General features: G+C 72.8%; 18 protein-coding genes. 12 read left to right on the forward strand and 6 right to left on the reverse strand.

What is annotated here, in order from left to right:
- Positions 1-2: 2 nt before the first annotated feature.
- The 5 genes from QRX60_RS31690 (at position 3) to QRX60_RS31710 (ending at position 4,569) form a co-directional block, all read left to right on the forward strand.
- Positions 3-941, forward strand: coding sequence for a carbohydrate kinase family protein (locus QRX60_RS31690; protein ID WP_285995098.1), 939 nt, complete (start codon positions 3-5; stop codon positions 939-941).
- Complete coding sequence (gene melA, locus QRX60_RS31695) at positions 938-2,245, forward strand: alpha-glucosidase/alpha-galactosidase (RefSeq protein WP_285995099.1); 1,308 nt, start codon at positions 938-940, stop codon at positions 2,243-2,245. The genes QRX60_RS31690 and melA overlap by 4 nt, the downstream gene beginning before the upstream one ends.
- A 19-nt stretch (positions 2,246-2,264) precedes the next feature.
- The gene (locus tag QRX60_RS31700; RefSeq protein ID WP_285995100.1) at positions 2,265-3,143 is read left to right on the forward strand and encodes an SIS domain-containing protein; all 879 of its coding nucleotides are present in this window, start codon (positions 2,265-2,267) and stop codon (positions 3,141-3,143) included.
- Positions 3,144-3,431: 288 nt separating this feature from the next.
- A complete protein-coding gene (locus QRX60_RS31705) occupies positions 3,432-4,157 on the forward strand; it encodes a serine/threonine-protein kinase (RefSeq protein WP_285995101.1) in 726 nt (241 codons plus the stop codon).
- Positions 4,117-4,569: a hypothetical protein gene (locus QRX60_RS31710; RefSeq protein WP_285995102.1), complete on the forward strand. Its 453-nt coding sequence runs from the start codon at positions 4,117-4,119 to the stop codon at positions 4,567-4,569. Before QRX60_RS31705 ends, QRX60_RS31710 begins: the two co-directional genes overlap by 41 nt.
- Before the next feature lie 4 nt (positions 4,570-4,573).
- Here the strand turns inward: QRX60_RS31710 and QRX60_RS31715 are convergent, their stop codons facing one another.
- Positions 4,574-5,236 (reverse strand): TetR family transcriptional regulator, encoded by a 663-nt coding sequence (locus tag QRX60_RS31715; protein WP_285995103.1) that lies wholly within the window; start codon positions 5,234-5,236, stop codon positions 4,574-4,576.
- Positions 5,237-5,329: 93 nt separating this feature from the next.
- Here QRX60_RS31715 and QRX60_RS31720 point away from each other — a divergent pair, with 93 nt between their 5' ends.
- The gene (locus QRX60_RS31720) at positions 5,330-6,214 is read left to right on the forward strand and encodes an SDR family NAD(P)-dependent oxidoreductase (protein ID WP_285995104.1); all 885 of its coding nucleotides are present in this window, start codon (positions 5,330-5,332) and stop codon (positions 6,212-6,214) included.
- Positions 6,215-6,320: 106 nt separating this feature from the next.
- Positions 6,321-7,064: a hypothetical protein gene (locus QRX60_RS31725; RefSeq protein ID WP_285995105.1), complete on the forward strand. Its 744-nt coding sequence runs from the start codon at positions 6,321-6,323 to the stop codon at positions 7,062-7,064.
- A 424-nt stretch (positions 7,065-7,488) separates the two neighbouring features.
- Here QRX60_RS31725 and QRX60_RS31730 read toward each other — a convergent pair whose 3' ends face one another.
- Together QRX60_RS31730 and QRX60_RS31735 are read right to left on the reverse strand one after the other, a co-directional pair.
- Positions 7,489-8,526, reverse strand: a complete 1,038-nt coding sequence (locus QRX60_RS31730; RefSeq protein ID WP_285995106.1) for a ketoacyl-ACP synthase III family protein — start codon at positions 8,524-8,526, stop codon at positions 7,489-7,491.
- Complete coding sequence (locus QRX60_RS31735; RefSeq protein ID WP_285995107.1) at positions 8,513-8,809, reverse strand: hypothetical protein; 297 nt, start codon at positions 8,807-8,809, stop codon at positions 8,513-8,515. The genes QRX60_RS31730 and QRX60_RS31735 overlap by 14 nt, the downstream gene beginning before the upstream one ends.
- Before the next feature lie 410 nt (positions 8,810-9,219).
- On the opposite strand from QRX60_RS31735, the gene QRX60_RS31740 reads away from it, so the two are divergent.
- The 3 genes from QRX60_RS31740 to QRX60_RS31750 are packed head-to-tail and all read left to right on the forward strand — an operon-like array spanning position 9,220 to position 12,283.
- A complete protein-coding gene (locus QRX60_RS31740) occupies positions 9,220-9,972 on the forward strand; it encodes an SDR family oxidoreductase (protein ID WP_285995108.1) in 753 nt (250 codons plus the stop codon).
- Complete coding sequence (locus QRX60_RS31745; RefSeq protein WP_285995109.1) at positions 9,969-10,739, forward strand: SDR family oxidoreductase; 771 nt, start codon at positions 9,969-9,971, stop codon at positions 10,737-10,739. The genes QRX60_RS31740 and QRX60_RS31745 overlap by 4 nt, the downstream gene beginning before the upstream one ends.
- Complete coding sequence (locus QRX60_RS31750; RefSeq protein ID WP_285995110.1) at positions 10,736-12,283, forward strand: acyl-CoA carboxylase subunit beta; 1,548 nt, start codon at positions 10,736-10,738, stop codon at positions 12,281-12,283. The genes QRX60_RS31745 and QRX60_RS31750 overlap by 4 nt, the downstream gene beginning before the upstream one ends.
- Here QRX60_RS31750 and QRX60_RS31755 read toward each other — a convergent pair.
- Positions 12,280-12,795, reverse strand: a complete 516-nt coding sequence (locus QRX60_RS31755; RefSeq protein WP_285995111.1) for a dihydrofolate reductase family protein — start codon at positions 12,793-12,795, stop codon at positions 12,280-12,282. The two genes, QRX60_RS31750 and QRX60_RS31755, sit on opposite strands and share 4 nt — an antisense overlap.
- Positions 12,796-12,984: 189 nt before the next feature.
- Between QRX60_RS31755 and QRX60_RS31760 the strand changes: the two genes are divergently transcribed.
- Complete coding sequence (locus QRX60_RS31760; protein WP_285995112.1) at positions 12,985-15,645, forward strand: lectin; 2,661 nt, start codon at positions 12,985-12,987, stop codon at positions 15,643-15,645.
- A gap of 304 nt (positions 15,646-15,949) precedes the next feature.
- Here QRX60_RS31760 and QRX60_RS31765 read toward each other — a convergent pair whose 3' ends face one another.
- Positions 15,950-16,747, reverse strand: a complete 798-nt coding sequence (locus QRX60_RS31765; RefSeq protein WP_285995113.1) for an enoyl-CoA hydratase-related protein — start codon at positions 16,745-16,747, stop codon at positions 15,950-15,952.
- A gap of 146 nt (positions 16,748-16,893) precedes the next feature.
- Between QRX60_RS31765 and QRX60_RS31770 the strand changes: the two genes are divergently transcribed.
- Complete coding sequence (locus tag QRX60_RS31770) at positions 16,894-19,962, forward strand: glycoside hydrolase family 2 TIM barrel-domain containing protein (RefSeq protein ID WP_285995114.1); 3,069 nt, start codon at positions 16,894-16,896, stop codon at positions 19,960-19,962.
- A 43-nt stretch (positions 19,963-20,005) separates the two neighbouring features.
- Here QRX60_RS31770 and QRX60_RS31775 read toward each other — a convergent pair whose 3' ends face one another.
- Positions 20,006-20,818 carry a hypothetical protein gene (locus QRX60_RS31775; RefSeq protein ID WP_285995115.1) on the reverse strand — a complete coding sequence of 271 codons (813 nt, stop codon included), beginning with the start codon at positions 20,816-20,818 and terminating at the stop codon, positions 20,006-20,008.
- Between the last annotated feature and the right edge of the window lie 70 nt (positions 20,819-20,888).

Genomic DNA, 20,888 nt, shown 5'->3' on the forward strand with positions numbered 1-20,888 from the left:
TCATGCACCGATTCGACCTCTTGGTCGTCGGCGACGCCAATCCCGACGTCATCGTCGGTCCACTGCGGACGGACCTCGCCTTCGGCCAGCGCGAACAGCTCGCCGCCAGGGGAGTGCTCGCCCTCGGCGGTTCCGGCGCCATCACCGCCGCCGGCGCCGCCCGGCTGGGGCTGAAGGTCGCCCTCGCGGGCCGCGTCGGCGACGACGCCGGCGGCCGGTTCGTCCGCGCCGCCCTGGAAGAACGCGGCGTCGACACCACGGCGTTGCACACCGACCCGGACCTGCCGACCCCGCTGACCACCGTGCTCACCCGCGACGGCGACCGGGCGATCGTCACCGCCCCGGGCACGCTCACCGCCACCACCGCGGACGACGTCCCGCTCGAGCTGCTGGCCACGAGCCGCCACGTCCATTCGTCGTCGTACTTCCTGCTGCCGAAACTCGCCGCCGGACTGCCCGCCCTGCTGCACACCGCCCGGCGCCACGGCGCGACCACGTCCGTCGACACCAACGACGACCCGGCCGGGACGTGGGACGTCGGCACCCTGCTGCGGGAGACGGACTTCCTGCTCCCCAACGCCGCGGAGGCCACCCGGCTGGCCGGGGTCGCCTCCGCCCGGCAGGCCGCCGCGGTGCTGGCCGCCCGCGGCCCCGCCGTCGTGGTCAAGGACGGCGGGGACGGGGCTTTCTGCTGCCGCGACGGCGAATTCGCCTTCGCCCCCGGCGCCCCGGCGGACGCCGTCGACACCGTGGGCGCGGGGGACAGCTTCAACGCCGGCTTCCTCGCCGCCGTCCTGGCCGGGCTGCCGCTCGCGACGGCCCTGCGCTGCGGCGTCGTCTGCGGCGGCTTCTCCGTCCGCGCCGCTGGCGGCACGGCCGGCCAGGCCACGTGGGACGACGTCCTCGTCCACCTCGAACGCACCGGATCGGACCTCGCATGACCCCCAAGATCACCTTCGTCGGCGCGGGCAGCGTCGTGTTCACCCAGGGCCTGCTCGCCGATCTGTTCGCCTACCCCGAGCTGGACGGCGTGCACGTCGCCCTGCACGACATCGACCCGGACCGGCTGGCGACCGCGCTGGCGGCGGCCCGGCGGATCGCCGCCGTCCGCGGCGTCAAACCGGTGCTCACCGCGCACGCCGACCGCCGGGAAGCGTTGTCGGGCGCGGACTTCGTCGTGAACATGGTCCAGATCGGGATGGCGGAGGCGACGCGCACCGACTTCGAAGTCCCGGCGCGGTACGGCCTGCGCCAGACCATCGGCGACACCCTCGGCATCGGCGGGATCTTCCGCGCGCTGCGGACGTTCCCGTTCCTGAAGGCGCTCGGCGCGGACATCGCCGAGGTCTGCCCGGAGGCGTGGCTGCTGAACTACACGAACCCGATGGCGATGAACGTCCAGTACCTGGGCGAGGCCACCGGGCTGACCCGGGTCGTCGGGCTGTGCCACTCGGTGTACTGGACCGTGCACGGCCTCGCCGAGCTCGTCGGGGTGCCGTTCGACGAGGTCACCTACGTCGCGGCCGGTGTCAACCACCAGGCCTGGGTGCTGCGGTTCGAGCACGCGGGCGCCGACCTCTACCCGCGGCTGCGGGAGCTGGCCGCGACCGACGGGCAGCTGCGGCGGCGCGTCCGGTTCGACATGCTGCGGCGGCTCGGCTACTACCCGACGGAGACCAGCGAGCACTCCGCCGAGTACGTGCCGTGGTACCTCAAGCACGACTCCGAAATCGAGCGCCTGCGGCTGCCGGTCGGGGCCTACCTCGGCATCGTCGCGGAGAACGAAGCCGAGTACGCCCGGACCCGGCACGCGATCGCGGCCGACGAGCCGCTGCCCGTCGAAGGCACCGGCGAGTACGCCCCGCAGATCGTCCACAGTGTCCTCACCGGCACCCCGCGGACCGTCTACGGCAACGTCGTCAACCGGGGCCTGATCGAAAACCTGCCCGCCGGCGGGGTGGTCGAGGTGCCGTGCCTGGTCGACGGCACCGGCGTCCGGCCGACCCGGATCGGCGCGCTGCCGCCGCAGCTCGCCGCGCTCAACCGGACGTACCTGAGCGTGAACGACCTCGTCGTGCGCGCGGCCGTCGAGGACGACCCGCGCCACATCCGGCACGCCGCGATGACCGACCCCGCCACCGCCGCGGCGTTACCGGTCGAGCGGATCTTCGAGCTGTGCGACGACCTCGTCCGCGCGCACGGCGACCGCCTCCAGCCCGCCCTGCGCGCCGTCCTCGGCCGCTGACCTTCGAACCGGGAGAACCATGTCGCACACCCTCGACGAGATCACGAGCCAGCCCGCGTGCTGGGCCCGCGCCCTGCGCGAGCTGCCGGACCACGCGCCCGCGTTGCCCGCGCCGGGCGAGCGCGTGGTCGTCATCGGCTGCGGGACGTCGTTGTTCATGGCCCAGAGCTACGCGCGGCTGCGCGAAGACGCGGGCCAGGGCGTCACCGACGTCTTCGCGGCGTCGGAAGCGAAGCTCGACCGGCCCTACGACCGGGTGCTGGCGATGACCCGCTCCGGCACGACGACCGAGATCCTCGACGCGCTCGGCCGCGTCCGCCCGGGCACCCGCGTCACGACGATCACCGCGGTGGCCGGCTCCCCGGCGGCCCGCGCGTCCGACGACGTCGTCTGCCTGCCGTACGCCGACGAGGTTTCGGTGGTGCAGACCCGGTTCCCGACGACGCAGCTGCTCCTCCTGCGCGCCCATCTGGGGTTGCCGGTGGAGCGGGCCCTGGCCGACGTCACCCGGGCGCTGGCGGAGCCGCTGGACGCTTTCGTGGCGGCGTCCCAGATCTCCTTCCTGGGCACGGACTGGTCGGTGGGCTTGGCGAACGAAGCGGCGTTGAAGGTCCGCGAGGCCGCGGCGTGGTGGACGGAGTCGTACTCGGCGATGGAGTACCGCCACGGCCCGATCGCGGTGGCGGCGCCGGGGCGCGCGGTCTGGAGCCTGGCCCCGCTCGACGCCGACCTGGTGTCGCGGATCGAGGCCACCGGTGCGCACCTGCGCCGAGGCGGGCTGGACCCGCTGGCCGAACTGGTCGCGATCCAGCGGCTGGCGGTCGCGCTGGCGGAGCTCGCGGGCCGCGATCCGGACCGGCCCGCGCACCTGACGCGGTCGGTGGTGCTGGCGAGCTGAACAGGGCGGCCCGTACCCGTCGGTGCGCGGTCGAAACGGCGTTGTCGGGATCCGCACAGCATCGGCGGCACCGCCGGGCGGCGGGTAGGGTGCTGGCTCATTCCACGGTTCAGCCCAGCAGCCGTAGCCCAGCGCCGAGCCTCGCGGCCGGTGTTCGCACTCAGCCTGCGGAGGTCGCACACCGTGCTCCCCGGAACCGTGCTCCCCGGAACGACGGACAGGCGGGTCGCCCATGTTCGGTGAGCACACCGGCGAGGGCGCCCCCACTTCCCCCGGTACTCGCTGGACGTGGCCGGTGTCCGGCCGTGGTGGGCCCGCGACGACCCGCCGGAGGTGATCGCCGGGCGCTACGAGGTCGGCGGCCTGATCGGCACTGGCGGCACCGCGCGCGTCTACCAGGCCTTCGACCAGCGGCTGTGCCGGGACGTCGCGGTCAAGGTGTACGACCGGGGCGCGGTGGCGGTGGAGCGGCTGCGCCGGGCGCGGGAGAAGGCCATCCAGGCCAGCATCGACCACCCCCGCGTGGTCGCCCTGTACGACAGCGGCACGGAAGGCGACCGGCCCTACCTGGTGATGCAGCTGGTGACCGGGGAGAACCTCGCGCAGCGTCTGCTCGCCGGGCCGGTACCGGCCGGGCAGGTCGAGGAGCTGGCGGCGGAGCTCGCCGAAGCGCTGGCCCACGTCCACGACCGGCGGATCGTGCACCGGGACCTCAAGCCCGCCAACGTCCTCCTCGGCGGCGACGGCCCGCTCATCTCCGACTTCGGCATCGCGCACGAGCTGGATTCGACCCACGTCACCGGCACCGGCCTGGTGACCGGCACGGCACGCGCTCGGCCTGATCCTGCTGGAGTGCCTGACCGGGGAGCGCGAATACCCCGGCACCCTCGCCGAGTCGGCGACGGCGCGGCTGCACCGGCATCCCCGGGTTCCGGCCGGGCTGCCCGCGCCGCTGACCCACGTCCTCGAACGGATGACCGCGAGGGACCCCGCGCGGCGTCCCACGGCCGGTGAGGTCCTGCGGCTGCTGCGGGAGCCGGCCGCGCCGGTGGTCCCGCAGCAGCCGCGCCGGCGGAAGCTGGTCGCGGCCGGCGGTCTCGCGACCGCGGTCACCGCGGTGGTGCTCGGAGTGCTGCTCACCCGGCCGGATGCCGCGGGGCCCGGTGCGGGCGGGGAGCCCGCCGCCGGATCGGTCGTCCCGAGCGGCCCGGCGCCGTCGTCGTCGGTCTCCGCGTCCGTGCCCGCCTCGACCGTCCTCATGGGGTCCCGGGAGGGTGTGGCCTCGGTGCCCGCGGTGGCAGTGGTGCCGCGGCCCCAGCCGGTTCCGTCGGACGCGGTGCGCGGTCCGGCCGAGGAGAGCGGCAAAGCCAAGGGCAAGGCCCGGGGGAACGGCCCGGTGAAGGGCAAAGGACGGACCGGCCCCTGACCCCTCACGGCTCCTCGGCCGGGCGCTGCACGCCGAGGGCCACCGCCCGCAGCAGGGTCGTCAGCTGTTCGCGGAACCGCAGCGCGCTGTGCGCCCACCTCGGCACCTCGTCGTACAGCTGACGCAGGGTCGGCGACGGCCGGGACAGCTGGAACAGGTACGCCGCGCAGCTCATCGCCGCCGTCAGCAGGGTGCGGGCCCCCTCGGCGTCCAGGCCGGCGCCGGTCGCGACCAGGGCCGCCGTCATGGCGTCGTACGCCTCCGACGCCGCGGTCTTGTACTGGCGCGCCCGCTCCAGCCGGACCGCGCCTTCCAGGCTGAGGCCCACGTGCGTCTGCAGGTCGCAGAACAGGGGGAGTGCCTCCAGGGACCCGGCGACGGCCTCGGCGACCTCGACCGGGCCGAGCCGGCGGTCGTCGAGGTCCGCCAGCAGCCGCGAGCGCCAGTCGGCCCAGCCCTGCTCGGCCAGTTCGAGCAGCAGTTCCTCGCGGGATTCGAAGTACCGGCGCAGCGCCGACGGGTGCAGGCCCACCCGGTTCGTCACCTCGGTGAGGGTGACCTCGCGCACGCCACGCTCGACCGCGAGCTCGTGCGCGGCGGTCAGCAGGGCGGTCTTGCGGACCTCTTTGTCCTGGTCGGAGCGGGCGCGCCGGCGGGCTGAGTGCACGGCACCACGATAACGCAACCGCTTTGACTTAACGCGGTGGCGGGCCTATGGTCGAGTTAACGCAAGGACGTTGCGTTAACAAAGGAGCTTCCGATGAGTTCAGTGTTTTTCGTGACGGGTTCCTCGCGCGGGCTCGGCCGGCAGATCGCCGAGCGGGCCCTCGCCGCTGGGCACCGCGTCGTCGCGACCGCCCGGGACCCGCGGGCCCTGGACGACCTCGTGGCCCGCTACGGCGACCGCGTCCACGTCGAGCCGCTCGACGTCACCGACGCCTCGGCGGCCGAAGCCGCGGTGGCCGCCGGTGTCGCCGCGTTCGGCCGGATCGACGTCGTGGTCAACAACGCCGGCCAGGGCGACCGGGTGTCCCTCGAAGACACGACGCTCGACGTCTTCCGCCGGCAGATCGAGACGAACTTCCTCGGCACGGTGTACGTCACCAAGGCCGCGGTTCCGGTGCTGCGCGCGCAGGGCGGCGGGCGGATCATCCAGATCTCGTCGGTCGGCGGCCGCGTCGGCAGCCCCGGGATGACCGCGTACCAGTCGGCGAAGTGGGCGGTCGGCGGGTTCAGCGAGGCGCTCGCCGCCGAGGTCGCCCCGCTGGGCATCAGGATCACGGTCCTCGAGCCGGGCGGGATGCGCACCGACTGGGCCGGCGCGTCGATGGCCACGCCGCCGATCAGCGAGCCGTACGAGGCGACGGTCGGCGCGTCCGCCCGCGCGATGGCCGACTTCGAGCAGCACGCGAACGGCGACCCGCGGAAGGTCGCCGACCTGGTGCTCACGGTCGCGGGCCTCGACGAGCCGCCGCTGCGCCTGCTGGCGGGCAGTGACGCCTACGAGTTCGGCCGCGAGGCGTGGCAGCACCGTCTCGACACCGACGCGAAGTGGGCCCACCTGAGCCGCTCCACGGACCACGACGAAGCCGGCGGCGCGTGGCACCTCCAGCGCGGCAAGAGCCTGCCCGACGTGCGGGCCTGACCGACACCGACGGGTGGTCGGAGGTTCCGGAAGGCCGTTCGGTGGGTAGCCCACAGGGGTGAGACTGAGCAGGCCCCTGCCTGCGGGACTAGTGAGAGGTGATCACATGGGCCAGGGCGATGCTCCGGTCGGTCGATCGGTGAAGACGGCGGCGGCCGGCGTTCGGGATCTCGCCGCGGAGGCGGCGCGAGTCGGTGCGGCCGCGGCCGCACGCGCGGTGGAGATCACCGATCGGAAGCTGACGGAAGGCGCGGACGAGCTGGCGAAGGTCGGCCGTTCGGCGACCAAGGACTTCGACAAGAGCACCCGGTCTTCGCGCCGGGACGTGCGCAAGCACTCGGTCGCCGCCCGTGACGAGGTGCTGGCCCGCGCGGTGAAGATGCGTGACCCCGGCCGCAAGGCGGCGCAGGCGATCGCGACCGTGGCGGGTTCGGCGAACGACTCGAACCGCAAGCGGCGCAAGGCCGTCGCGACGGCGAAGCGGGACCTGGCCGTGGCGCTGAAGGAAGCGAAGAGCGTGGCGCGCGGGGACCGCTCCCGGCGGGCCCGCTGGCCGTGGCTGCTGGCCCTCGGCGCGGTGGCCGCCGCGATCGTGGCCGTCGTGCAGGTCAAGCGGTCGAACCCGCTGGCGGAGCCGGAGAACGACGAGAAGGCTCCGGTGCCGGCCGACAAGGTGGCGACCCCGGCCGACCAGGCGGTGCCGCCGACGCCCGCGAAGCCGGTGGCGCCGGCCCCCAAGCCGGCCGCGGAGACGCCCGCGCCCCCGAAGCCGCCGGCTCCCAAGCCGGTCAACGGCACCAACGGCCACGCGGCCGCGGGCAAGGGCAAGACCGAGAACAAGAGCCGGTAGCAGACCGGACCGGCCCGGGGCGCCGTCCGAGTGGGCGGCTCCCCGGGTTTCGCGTGCACCCCGATCCCAGCGTCGAGATCGGGGTGCGCGCTTGCCTGCACGTCGGCCGCTCAGCCGAGTACGGGCGTCGTGCCGTCGAAGCGGATCGGCAGTGAGTAGCGCGCGCGGGCCTTGCGGCCGCGCCGCCGAGGCCGCCGGTGGTGAGCAGGGTTCCGGCTTTGCGATACGAACCGTCCACAGTGGACGCGGTCGCGAGCAGAGCGAGGGCGAGCAGGGTGCACAGCAGCGCCGGAACGTGTCTGGGGTGCACGCTGGTTCTCCTCGGGACGAGCGGCCGTCTTCCGGTTCGGCGTGCACGCCGAACCGCTTAACCCCCCGGTAGGACACGGGCGCCGGCCGGGGAACCGGACCGGCGCCCGCGTCGTCAGCGGCAGGCGGGGCCGAGCTGCAGGACCACGGCCGTCCAGGTCATGCCCACGCCGATGCCCAGCAGCAGCACGTGCTCGCCCGGGCCCGCCTCGCCGGTCCGGAGCAGGTGGTCGAGCGCCACGATCTGGTCGCTGGCCCCGAGGTGTCCCACGCGCAGCCCCAGCTCGGTCATCGTGCGGTGTTCGGGCACGCCGAGCGGGCGCAGGATCTGCGTGTGCACCAGCCTGCGGCCGTAGTGCGGGGCGCAGATCTTCGCGATGCCGGGCAGGTCGAGGCCCGCGTCGGCCAGTGCGGTCTTCACGACCGTCGTGACCGCGTCGGCGTTGCGGGTGTCGACGTGCGCCGGACCGCCGTGGCGGCCGAGCCACTGCCGCTTGCGGCGGCGGATGTCCAGGGACCGGTGGGCCGCGACGCTGGCCGTGCGGAACGGTTCGTCGCCGCGCTGCAGTCCTTCCAGGGAAGGATCGGTGTACGACGCGATCGCGCGGATCCGGGCCAGGCCGGGCCGGCGCGAGAGGACGACCGCGCTGCCCGCGTCGCCGTAGACGATGCCGGTGTCGGTGCTCCAGTGCGGGAAGCCCGGCGCGCCGAACCGGTCGCCGGCGGTGATGAGCGCGTCGTCGTGGTCCGGGCGGCCGCGCAGGACACTCGCCGCGATGTCCAGGCTCGCCACCAGGCTGTTGCTCATCGCGCCCAGCTCGAGGGTGAGGCCGGGCCCGGCGCCGAGGCCGAGCTGGTCGCGGACGTAGGACGCCGCGTGCCAGAAGTCGATGCCCGGGTGGTAGATCCCGGCGTGCAGGCACAGCGTCGGCCACGCCGGCTCGCCCGTCGTGAGTTCGCTCTGCCGCAACGCTTCCCGGCCGGCGCGGACGGCCAGTTCCGGGCCGGGCAGCGGGGAGACGGCGGTGGACAGCTGGCCGGTGCGGTCGGCGTCGACGGCGGTGAACTCGCCGGCCGCGAGGGGCACGGCGACCGGGGTCAGCGCGCCGACGTCGCTGCCGATCCCGGTGAGGTGCAGGTCATCGACGCGCATCCGGGGTCACCTCCGGGAGCACGGCTTCGATTTCCGAGAGCGCGTCGTCGAGGTGGAGCGGGGGAGCGGACACGCACCCCGCGGCGGCGAGCTCGGCGGCGACGGCTTCGGCGCTTCCCCCGGAGAACCGGTGGAAGCCCGCGAAGCAGACGGGCCCGGAGCCGGGAACGGCGATGGCCAGGTGCGCCCATCCGGTCTCGCGGTCCCACCGGACGACCAGCCGGGTGGTCCCGGTGGCGGGGTGGGTTTCGCGCAGCACCTGTGTCAACGTCGTGGCGGTCAAGCAACTTCCTTTCGGCACGGCGAACAGCACGCACCACGGGGCGCGCGCTGAAGATCGGGAGGCGGGGACCGCGTCGTCGGGGTCCCCGGGAACGCCGCGAAACCTACCGTGATGATCATGCGCGCCGAGTCACCCCCTGATACACAGAGTGATCGGCAATGCTGGTACGGGAGTCGATTTGCCGAAAACAGCTCGGTTTTCGCCGAGATCGGTCGTGAGATTCCTTCGCCTTGTGATTACTCTTCGTGTACGTGCTCGTTCAATGCTCGACCAGATCGACGCTGGCGCGGACGGCGCGCGTCCGGTGTGACGCGGGTCGGCTTGAGAGGATGGCCGCATCGCGCATAATGGGCACCTGACCGACCGCTTAGCATGTGCCGGGCACCACACCGCGAAGGAGACACACTGCCGTGAACTCGTTCAAGGATCGCGTCGCGATCGTCACCGGGGCCAGCCGGGGCATCGGCCTCGGGATCGCGAAGACGCTCGTCGAGCGCGGGGCCAAGGTGTGCATCACCGCGCGCAAGCCCGAGGCCCTCGAAGAGGCCGTCAACTCCCTCGGCGGGCCGGACGTGGCGATGTTCGTGCCGGGCAAGGCCGACGACACCGACCACCAGGACGAGGCGGTCGCGAAGACGATCGAGACCTTCGGCCGGCTCGACTACCTGGTCAACAACACCGGCATCAACCCCGTCTACGGGCCCACCCTCGACATCGACCCGGCCGCCGCGGCGAAGATCCTCGGCGTCAACGTCCTCGCGCCGCTCGGCTGGACCAAGCGCGCCCGCGACGCGTGGATGGGCGAGCACGGCGGTGCCGTCGTCAACGTCGCCTCCGTCGCCGGTCTGGGGGCTTCGCCCGGCATCGGCATGTACGGCGTCAGCAAGGCCGCGCTGATCCGGCTGACCGTCGAACTCGGCGCCGAGCTCGGGCCGAAGATCCGCGTCAACGCGGTCGCGCCCGCCGTCGTCAAGACCAAGTTCGCCACCGCGCTCTACGAAGGCCGCGAAGAAGAGGTTGCGGCGGCCTACCCGATGAAGCGCCTCGGCGTACCGGCCGACATCGCCGGCGCCGTCGCGTTCCTGCTGTCCGACGACGCGAGCTGGATCACCGGCCAGACGATGGTGCTCGACGGCGGCGTGACCCTGGGCGGTGGCCTGTGACCGGCGTCGTCGTCACCGGGGGCGGCGGGGGCATCGGCGCCGCGCTGGCCCGCCGCTTCGCCGCCGGCGGGGCCCAGGTGCTCGTCGCCGACCTCGACGGCGACAAGGCCGCCGAAGTCGCCGCCGAGGTGAAGGGGACGGCGTTCGCGGGTGACGTCGCGAGCCCCGAAGGCGTCGCGAAGCTGGTCGAGAGCGCCCGCGAGACGCTGGGCGAGATCGACGTCTTCTGCGCCAACGCGGGCATCGCGCCCTTCGGTGGCGCGGACAGCCCCGAGGAGGTCTGGGCGCGCACCTGGGACGTCAACGTCATGGCCCACGTCCGCGCGGCGAACCTGCTGCTGCCCGCGTGGCTCGAGCGCGGCCAGGGTCACTTCATCGCGACGGTGTCCGCCGCCGGCCTGCTGACCAGTCTCGGCTCGGCGCCCTACTCGGTCACCAAGCACGGCGCGCTCGCGTTCGCCGAGTGGCTGTCCGCGACCTACCGGCACCGCGGGATCACCGTGCAGGCGATCTGCCCGCAGGGCGTGCGCACCGCGATGCTGGAGAGCACCGGCACCGCCGGTCAGCTGCTGATGGGCGCGTCCGCGATCGAGCCCGAGCAGGTGGCCGACGCGCTGTTCGCGGCCATCGACGAGAAGCGGTTCCTGGTGCTGCCGCACCCCGAGGTCGCCGACTACTACGCGGCCCGCGCGACGCAGACCGACCGCTGGCTCGGCGGGATGAACAAGCTGCAGCGCAAGGTCGAAGCGGCCCTAGAAGCCGAATGAGCTGGCAGCCGGAGGTCGACGAGATCGCGCGGCGGCGCGAGCTGGCCGAGCGCATGGGCGGGCCGGAGAAGGTGGCCCGTCAGCACGCCGCCGGGCGGTCGACGGTCCGCGAGCGGATCGCCGCGCTCGTCGACCCCGGAAGCTTCGACGAGATCGGGGCACTCGCCGGCACCGCGTCCTATGTGGACGGCGAGCTTGAGGCGTTCACCCCGGCCAACTTCGTCATCGGCACCGCGAAGCTCGACGGCCGGCGCGTGGCCATCGGCGGCGACGACTTCACCGTCCGCGGCGGCGCCGCCGACGCCGCGATCATGGAGAAGCAGGTCTACGCCGAGCGGCTCGCCCACGAGCTCCGGCTGCCGATGGTGCGGCTGATCGAAGGCACCGGGGGCGGCGGCAGCGTCAAGATGCTGGAGCAGCACGGCTTCACCTACGTCCCGGTCAACCCGGGCTGGGACCTCGTGGTGGACAACCTCTCCACGGTGCCGGTGGTCGCGCTCTGCCTGGGGCCGGTCGCCGGACTCGGTGCGGCGCGGGCGGTGATGGCCCACCTGAACGTCCTGGTCGAAGGCGCCGGGCAGCTGTTCGTCGCCGGGCCGCCGGTGGTGAAGCACGCGACGGGGGAGGACCTCGCCAAGGAGGAGCTGGGCGGCGCGGACGTCCACCGGCGCAGCGGCGCGGTCGACCGGATCGTGGCGTCGGAGGCCGAGGCTTTCGCCGTGCTGAAACAGTTCCTGTCCTATCTTCCGTCCTCCGTGGACACACTGCCGCCGGTGACGTCCACCGAGGACCCGGTGGACCGGCGTGCCGAGGTGCTGCTGTCGCTGGTGCCGCGCAACCGGCGGCACCCCTACCGGCTGCGGCCGCTGCTCGACGGCGTCTTCGACGAAGGTTCGGTGTTCGACTACGCCGTCTCGGGCGGTTCGGCCTACGCGGGATTGGCGCGGCTGGCCGGGCACCCGGTCGGCGTGCTCGCCACCGACCCGTACCGCGGTGCGACGCTGACGCCCGAGGGCGCCGACGTCATGACGCGGTTCGTCGACCTCTGCGAGACCTTCCACCTGCCGCTGGTGTCCCTGACCGACCAGGCGGGCATGGTGATCGGCGCGGCCGCCGAACGCGCGGGCGCGATCCGGCACGGCGCCCGCGCGGTGACCGCGGTCTACCAGGCGCGGGTGCCGATGGCCGAGGTGATCGTCCGGCGCGTGTTCGGCGTCGGCGGCGCCGGCCAGGTCAACCGGCACCGGCTGGTCCGCCGCTGGGCGTGGCCGTCCGGCGACTGGGGCTCGCTGCCGGTCGAGGGCGGCATCGAAGCCGCGTACCGCGCCGAACTGGACGCCGCCGACGACCGGGCGGAGCGGATCGAGGAGATCCGCGCCCGCCTGGACGCCGTGCGCTCGCCGTTCCGCACCGCGGAGCGGTTCTCGGTCGAGGACGTCATCGACCCGCGCGAAACCCGCGCGCGGCTGTGCGACTGGGTTCCGGACGCGTACGCCGTTTTGCCGAAACTGCTCGGCCGGCCGTCCTTCGGGATGCGGCCTTAGCGGACCACGCGGTACCAGTTCGGCCGCAGCAGCTCCAGCCCGACCGGTTTGCCCCCGGGGCGGTCGAACATCCGGACGCCGTCCCCGAGCAGCACCGGCACCGGCATCGCCAGGATCTCGTCGAGCAGACCCGCTTCGAGGCACTGGCGGGCGATGTCGGCGCCGAGGACGTTGACGTACTTGTCGCCCGCCGCTTTCTTCGCCGCGGCGACCGCGCCGACAAGGTTGTCGACGAACGTGGTCCCGGGCGCGGGCGCCGCCGGCCGGTGGGTGAGCACGAACTGCGGGCCCTCCCAGCCGCCGCCGAAGGCCTTGCCCTCGGCTTCGGTGCCCCGGTGCGGGTCGTCGCCCCCGTAGGTCCGGCGGCCGACGAGCAGCGAGCCGATCTCGGGGATCAGCTCGTCGACCACCGGGTCCGGGCCGAGGTACGGGGTCAGCCAGGACATGTCGCCGCCGGGGCCGGCGATGAAGCCGTCGACCGAGCAGCTGAAGCCGTAGAGCAGTTTCGCCACGATGTCTCCTTTGGGCCGGTTCGCGGACTTCAGTACTGACGGCGGGGGCCGGGAAAACTCATCGCTTTCACCCGGCCGTGTCCGGAACGCGACAGGATCACCACGGACCGTTGACAACGGTGTCACCGCGCGAGGACCGTTCCGGATCGCATCGGCTGAACTTGTGCTCGACGGCGAAGGACAAGTGACATGGTCTTGCGTACCCTCACGCGGCTTTCCGCCGCCACCGCCCTGGCCCTGGCCGGACTGATCCCCGTACCCGCCTCGGCGGCGCAGCTGGTCACCGATCCGGCGTCGCTGGTGAACCCCTTCATCGGCACCTCCAACGCCGCCGACGACTTCCCCGGCGCCGACGTCCCGTTCGGGATGGTCCAGTGGAGTCCCGACACGCCCAGCCGCCCCGACGGCGGCGGGTACGAGTACAACGACTCGTCGATCACCGGGTTCAGCCTGACGCACCTGTCCGGCCCGGGCTGCGGCGCCGACGGCGACGTCCCGATCCTGCCGACGGTCGGCGCGGTGAACACCGGCGCGAGCGTGTCCTTCAGCCACAGCACCGAATCCGCGAGCCCCGGGGCCTACTCGGTCGGCCTCGGCAACGGCGTCACGACCGAGCTGACCACCGCGCTGCGGTCGGGGATCGGCCGGTTCACGTTCCCGTCGACGTCCCAGGCCAACCTGCAGTTCAAGCTGAACGGCAGCCAGAACGGCACGTCGAACCAGACGTGGACGGTGGTCAGCCCGACCGAGGTGTCCGGTTCGGTCACCTCCGGGCACTTCTGCGGCGCCGGGTTCACCTACACGCTCTACTTCGACGTCGTCTTCGACCGCGCGTTCAGCTCCAGCGGCACCGCCGCCGCGGCCGCGGTGACCCCGAAGGCCTCGCCCGGCAAGCTCCACGGCGCGGCGGCTTCGGCGGCCGCGGCTGCCCCGGCCGCCGGCCCGGGCAGCGCGTACGTCCGGTTCGACACGACCACCAACCCCACGGTGCAGGCCAAGGTCGGCATCTCCTACGTCTCGGTGGCCAACGCGGTCGCGAACCGCGCGGCCGACATCCCGGCGTTCGACTTCGCCGCGACCAAGCAGGCCGCGCACGACAGCTGGAACGCGCTGCTCGGCCGGATCCAGGTCGCCGGCGGCACCGCGGCGCAGCAGCGCGTCTTCTACACCGCGCTGTACCACTCGCTGTTGCACCCCAACGTCTTCTCCGACCGCAACGGCCAGTACATCGGCTTCGACAACCAGGTGCACACCGTCGCGAGCGGACACTCGGCGCACTACGCCAACTTCTCCGGCTGGGACATCTACCGCACGCAGGCGCAGCTGTCGGCGTTGCTGGCGCCGGCGCAGACGAGCGACATCGCGCAGTCGATGATCGCCGACTACGCCCAGGGCGGCACGCTGCCGAAGTGGTCGCAGAACAACGGCGAGACGTACGTGATGGTCGGTGATCCCGGCACGGCGATCCTCGCGAGCTACTACGCCTTCGGGGCCCGGAACTTCGACACGGCGGCGGCGCTGCAGGCGATGCTGAAGGAAGCGGGCACGCCCAACAACGTCCGGCCGGGCCTCAACGCGACGAACGCGCCCGGGTACCTGCCGGCCAACGGCACCTACCAGTGCTGCAACTTCTACGGCCCGGTCTCGACGCAGCTCGAGTACGACACAGCGGACTTCGCGCTCTCGGCGTTCGCCGGGGCGCTGGGGGACACCGCGAACCAGGCGTTCTACGCCGGCCGGGCGCAGAACTGGAAGAACACCTTCAACCCGGCCAGCGGGTTCATGCAGCCCAAGGACGCGGGCGGCGGCTGGACCGCCGGCTTCACCCCCGCGAGCGGCTCGAACTTCGTCGAGGGCACGTCGTGGCAGTACACCGGCATGGTGCCGTTCAACGTCGCCGGCCTCGCCGCCGCGCGTGGCGGCAACGCGTCGCTGGTCAGCTACCTCGACAGCGTGCTGGCCGGGTTCCACGGCAGCGGCGGGACGCAGGCCGACCTCGGCAACGAGCCGAGCCTGGAGCTGCCGTGGGAGTACGACTACGTCGGGCAGCCCTATAAGACGCAGAAGGTCGTCCGGCAGGTGCAGGACCAGATCTGGACCGACGCGCCGGGCGGCCTGGCCGGCAACGACGACCTCGGCGCGATGAGCGCGTGGTACGTGTTCTCGGCGCTGGGCTTCTACCCGATGACGCCGGGGACGGCGGACCTCGCGCTGGGCAGCCCGCTGTTCACGCAGGCGGTCGTGACGCTCCCGAGCGGAGCCACGCTGACGGTGAACGCGCCGGCGGCGGCGGACAACGCGCCGTACGTCCAGAGTGCTTCCTGGAACGGCGCTTCCTGGAACAACGCGTACGCACCGACGTCGGCGCTCACGTCGGGTGGGACGCTGGCGTTCACCCTGGGGACGTCGCCGAACACGGCGTGGGCGGCGTCGAACCCGCCACCGTCGTACGACGGGACGCTGCCGCACCTGGGTCCGCTGACCTCGGGCATCGCGGGCAAGTGTGCGGACGTGGCCACCAGCGGGACGGCGAACGGGACGCACGTGCAGCTGTACACGTGCAACAGCACCGGGGCGCAGAAGTGGTTCGCGGGAGCGGACGGCACGTTCCAGGCCCAGGGCGGCTGCCTGGACGTGAGCAACAGCGGCACGGCGAACGGCACGAAGGTCCAGCTGTGGCAGTGCAACGGCTCCGGCGCCCAGACGTGGCAGGCGGGCACGGCGGGATCGCTGGTGAACCCGCAGTCGGGCCGGTGCCTGGACGACCCGGGCAGCACGACGACGGACGGGACTCAGCTGCAGATCTACGACTGCAACCAGAGCGCGGCCCAGAAGTGGACCCACGGCTAGTGTCGCGCGTTGCAGGTTGTTTGCCGTTCGGGGTGCCGGGAGCCTGCGCCACGAGACCCCGGGCCCGTGCAGCCCCCCTCCCGCGACGACATGAATGAGTCATTCACCTCGTCCGGCGACATGAATGACTCATTCCTGTCGCCGGACCAGCCACCGCGACCCTCGGCAGATCCGGGTCCGATGCACCCGATGCCGCTTTGGCGCGCAGGGCCGGGCCGCTGTCGACGAACCTCAGACGCGCGACACTAGGCGGGCTGAAGGGCACCTTCCTCCCATCCGAGGGAGGAAGGTGCCCGTCACCGCGTCAGCCTGCCGGGTGGGGCGGGAACTTCGGCTCGCGGCGCTCGTTCCAGCTCGCCAGCCCCTCGGCCAGCTCCGGACGGCCGAACGAGTCGATCATCAACGCCGTCGCCTCGCGGGCGGCTTCCTCCAGGGGCAGCAGAGCCTCCCGCGCGAACTGCGCCTTCATCACCGCCATCGACCTCGGCGCGCTGTACGTCGCCAGCTCGATCGCGTACGCGTGGGCGCGCAACGCCAGCTCGCCGGCCGGGACCACCTCCTGGACCAGGCCGTAGTCGAACGCCTGCTCCGCGGTGAATGTCCGCCCCGACAGCAGCAGGTCCCGCGCCCGGCCCTCGCCCACCAGCGACGGCAGCAGCTTCGCGATGCCGTACTCCGCGATCAGCCCGCGGCGGGAGAACGCCGTGGTGAACTTCGCGCCCGCCGCCGCGAACCGGACGTCCGCCGAGCACGCGATCACGAAGCCCAGCCCCGCGCAGCCGCCGTTGACCGCCGCCACCACCGGGACGCCCGCCGAAGACGCGGCCAGGACGTCGCGGAAGTTCTCGTGCCCGCCGCCGGACGCCGGGGGAGCGGCCGCGATGTCGTCGAGCAACCCCAGGTCGGCGCCGGGGCAGAACGCCCGTCCCGCGCCCGTGACCACCACCGCCCGCACGTCGGGATCCGCGTCCGCCCGGCGCAGCAGCTCGCCGTAGCGGGCCTGCATCGGCACGTCCATCGCGTTGCTGCGGTCCGGCTTGTCGAACGTCAGCGTGGCGACCTGGCCGTCCGCCGCGTACCGAACTCCGTCCACAGTGGACATGGGGCCTCCTTGGGGGTCGCCGACCATACTAAGCGGTCGCTTGGAAGATGGCCAGTTCGAAACTGTCGAACCCTTTGTCCATCGCGAAACCCTTGTGCAATAGTGCGTTCCGCGCCCGAACAGCACTCGCCGGAAGGGACTCGCCGATGCCGCCCACCCCCGAACCGAGCAGACGGCTGATCCTGGGTGGGGTCGGCGCCGCGGTGGTCACGTCGGCCCTCGCGCCCGCCGCCCGGGCCGCCGATGCCCTGACCCGGCCGGACCTGGCCGTCACCGGCCGCGCGACGGACCTGGGCACCGGCTGGCGGTTCGCCCTCGCGAACCCCGACGGCGTCACCGACCCGGACGGCCGCTTCGCCGACGCCGCGAACCCCGGCTACGACGACTCGGGCTGGCAGGTCGTCGACGTCCCCCACGACTGGAGCATCGAGCTCCCGCCGACCGAACACGGTACCCAGAGCGGGTCCGGCTTCTTCCGCGGCGGCCTCGGCTGGTACCGCAAGACGTTCTCCCTGCCACCGTCGCTCGCCGGCAAGCGCGTTTCGGTCGAGTTCGACGGCGTCTACTCGGACGCGCACGTATATCTCGGCGGCGAGCTGCTCGGCACCCACCCGTACGCCTACACCGGCTTCGCCTTCGACCTCACCGGCCGCCTGCACACCGACGGCCGGACCCCGAACGTCCTCGCGGTCCGGGCGACGAACCCGCTGCCCAGCAGCCGCTGGTACTCCGGCAGCGGGATCTACCGGCGCGTCCGCCTGGTCGTCACCGAGCCGGTGCACGTCGCCCGGCACGGCACCTTCGTCACCACCCCCGACATCGCCGCGGGCCGCGGCACCGTGCGGGTGGCCACGGACGTCGCGAACGACTCCGCCGCCCCGGTGACGGCCGAGGTGCGCACGACGGTCACCGACCCCGCCGGCCGGGTGGCGGCGAAGAGCGGGACGACCGTGACCGTGGCCGCCGGGCAGACGGCCACGGCGGTCACCACGCAGAGCGTCCAGGGTCCGCAGCTGTGGTCCGTCGAGCAGCCCCGCTTGTACCGGCTGCGCACCGACATCATCGTGGCCGGGCGGGCACTCGACACGACCACGACGGACTTCGGCTTCCGGTACACCGAGTTCCACCCCGCCCGCGGGTTCTCGCTCAACGGCGTGCCGATGAAGCTGCGCGGGGTCAACCTGCACGCGACGCAGGGGCCGCTGGGCGCGGTGATCGACCAGGCCGCGCTCGAGCGGCAGCTGCGGCTGATGCTCGCGATGGGCGTCAACGCGCTCCGGACCGCGCACAACCCGCCCGCCCCGGAACTGGTGGCGGTCTGCGAACGGCTCGGGATCCTGATGATGGTCGAAGCGTTCGACTGCTGGCGGACCGGGAAGGTCGAGTTCGACTACCACCGCGACTTCGACGCGTGGAGCGCGCGCGACACCGCCGAAATGGTGCACGCGGCCAAGAACTCGCCGGCGGTCGTGCTGTGGTCGATCGGCAACGAGGTGCCGGACGCGTCGATGGCCGGCGGCCCGCAGATCGCGGCGGGGCTGATCGCCGTGGTCCGCGGCATTGACTCCACCCGGCCGGTGATCATGGGCTCGGACCGGTACCGCAGCGTGCCCGCGCCCGGCTCGCCGCAGGACCTGATCCTGCGGCAGCTCGACGGCCTCGGCGTCAACTACAACACCGCGCAGTCGATCGACGGGCTGCACGCGGCCTACCCGGACAAGTTCTTCTTCGAGTCCGAGTCGTCGTCGGAGACCTCGACGCGCGGGGTGTACCAGGACCCGGACCTGCTCAACACGGGGGAGAACCACACGCCGGGCAAGCGGGCGACGTCGTCGTACGACAACAACCTGGCCTCGTGGACCTTCAGCGGCGAGTACTCGCTGAAGAAGGACCGGGACCGGAAGTTCTGCCAGGGCCAGTTCCTCTGGGCCGGCCAGGACTACCTGGGCGAGCCGACACCGTACGACGTCTTCCCCGTCAAGACGTCGTTCTTCGGCGCGGTCGACAGCGCGGGCCTGCCCAAGGACGCCTTCCACCTCTTCCGCAGCCAGTGGACCACCACGCCGATGGTCCACCTGACGCCGATGGACTGGACGACCCACCGCCCCGGCGAACCCGTCTCCGTGTGGGTGTATTCCACTGTGGACACCGTCGAGCTGGTCCTCAACGGACGGTCGCTCGGCGTGCGGCGGTTCGACCGCAAGACCACTGTGGACGGACGGGTGTACCTCGAGACGACCGAACCCGTCGGCGACGACAAGAACGACCCCTCCGGCAGCTACACCAGCCCGAACGGCGGCACCGGCAAGCTGCACCTGACCTGGACCGTGCCGTTCGAGCCAGGCACGCTCACCGCGATCGCCCGGTCGGGCGGGCGCGAGGTGGCCCGCGACCGGCTCGTCACGGCCGGGCCGCCGCGCGCGGTCACCCTGACCGCCGAGCCGCGCGGCGACGGTGCGATGGCGTTCGTGACGGCGTCGGTCGTGGATGCGCACGGTGTCCTGGTGCCCGGGGCCGAGCCGGTCCTGCGGTTCGGCGTCCGCGGGCCGGGGCGGGTCGCCGGGGTGGACAACGGCAGGCAGGAGCTCGCGCAGAGCTACCAGCAGCCGACGATTCCGGCGTTCAAGGGCCAGGCGGTGGCGGTCATCGCCGCGACCGGCGGCCGGGGCCCGATCACCGTCACGGCCAGCGCGCCGGGCCTCGAGCCGGGAACGGCCACCGTGCCGGGCACGAACCTCGGGCAGCGCAACGGCCCGGGCGCACGAGCGGTCGAACGGCCCGGGCCCTCGGTCGTCCCGGCCGCGGACGCGAGCTATTCGGGCGCCCCGGACACGCTGCCCGCCGCGATGCTGGACGGCGACCCGGCCACCGGCTGGTCGAACTTCTACGTCAAGCCGGCGACCGCGACGCTGCCGGCGGTGAGCCGGCCGCGGCCGCAGGACTGGGTTTCCCTCATCTGGCCCGCGGCCCGGCGCGTCGGCGCGGTCACGGCGAACTTCGTCGTGGACGCCCGGCACGGCCGGCCGGACGCGGTCGAGGTCGCCTGCCGCACGGCACGAGGATGGGAGCCGGTGCGGAACCTGAAGGTGACGTGGGGGAGCGGCTCGAACGACCCGACGACGCTCGAGTTCGATCCCGTCACCACGACCGAGGTGCGGATCACCATGACCGCCACGGGTTTCCTGCGGATCAGCGCCCTGTCAGCCCGGTCGTGAGTGGTAATTCGGGTTAGAACCCGAATTACCACTCACGACGGGGTCAGCGGCTGCAGGGGGCGAGTGCGTCGAGGCCCTGCGGTTTGGCGGCGGTGCGGCCGATCGCCGTGGCGATGCGGTTGATCGTCGCGACGCGCTTGTCCTCCAGCGGGCCGAGGATCGCGTTCTGCACGAAGTTCGGGCCGCCTTCGCCGGCGCTGGTGACGAGGCGGTTGTTCGCCTCGGTGATCTGGGTGTTCAGCAGGTCGAGGTTGCGCTGGACCTCGGCCTGGGCCGACGCCGGGATGGCGGGCAGCCGCGACGCGACGTCGGGGCAGGTGATCTGCCCGGCGACGGCCCCGGTGCCACCGCCCGTGCTGGTTGGAGCCGGAGCGGTCGAGACCGTGCCCGCGCCGGTGCCGGTGCCGGTGTTCGCCTGCCCGCCCAGCGAGCACGCGGCGAGCCCGCCGAGGTTCTGCGGCTTCTCGCCCTGGCGGCCGATGGCGATGGCGATCCGGTCGATCGTGGAGGTGCGCTTGTCCTGGAGCGGCCCCAGGATGGCGTTCTGCACGAAGTTCGGGCCGCCCTGGCCGGCGCTGGTGACGAGGCGGTTGTTCGCCTCGGTGATCTGCGTGTTCAGCAGGCCGAGGTTGCGTTGCACCTCCGCCTGGGCCTGAGCGGGAATCGCGGGGAGCTGGGAGGCGACGTCCGGGCAGGTGATCTGCCCGCCCGAAGCGGCACCGGCCGCGTTGGCCGCGCCGGGGTCACCGACGGTCGTGGCGATGACCAGTGCGCCGGCCGCGATGGCGAGGCCGAGGGCCGCCGTCGCGATCTTCGTCCGCTTCGAGAGGCGGTGTCGTCCACCGGTAGCAGGCATGAATCACTCCAAGTTAACGTGAACATAGAGGGTCCACACGGGCAGCGCGCGGTTGTTCCGAATGGTGCGG

This window comes from Amycolatopsis mongoliensis (genome assembly GCF_030285665.1).
In the GTDB taxonomy this organism is placed as follows: Bacteria; Actinomycetota; Actinomycetes; order Mycobacteriales; family Pseudonocardiaceae; genus Amycolatopsis; species Amycolatopsis mongoliensis.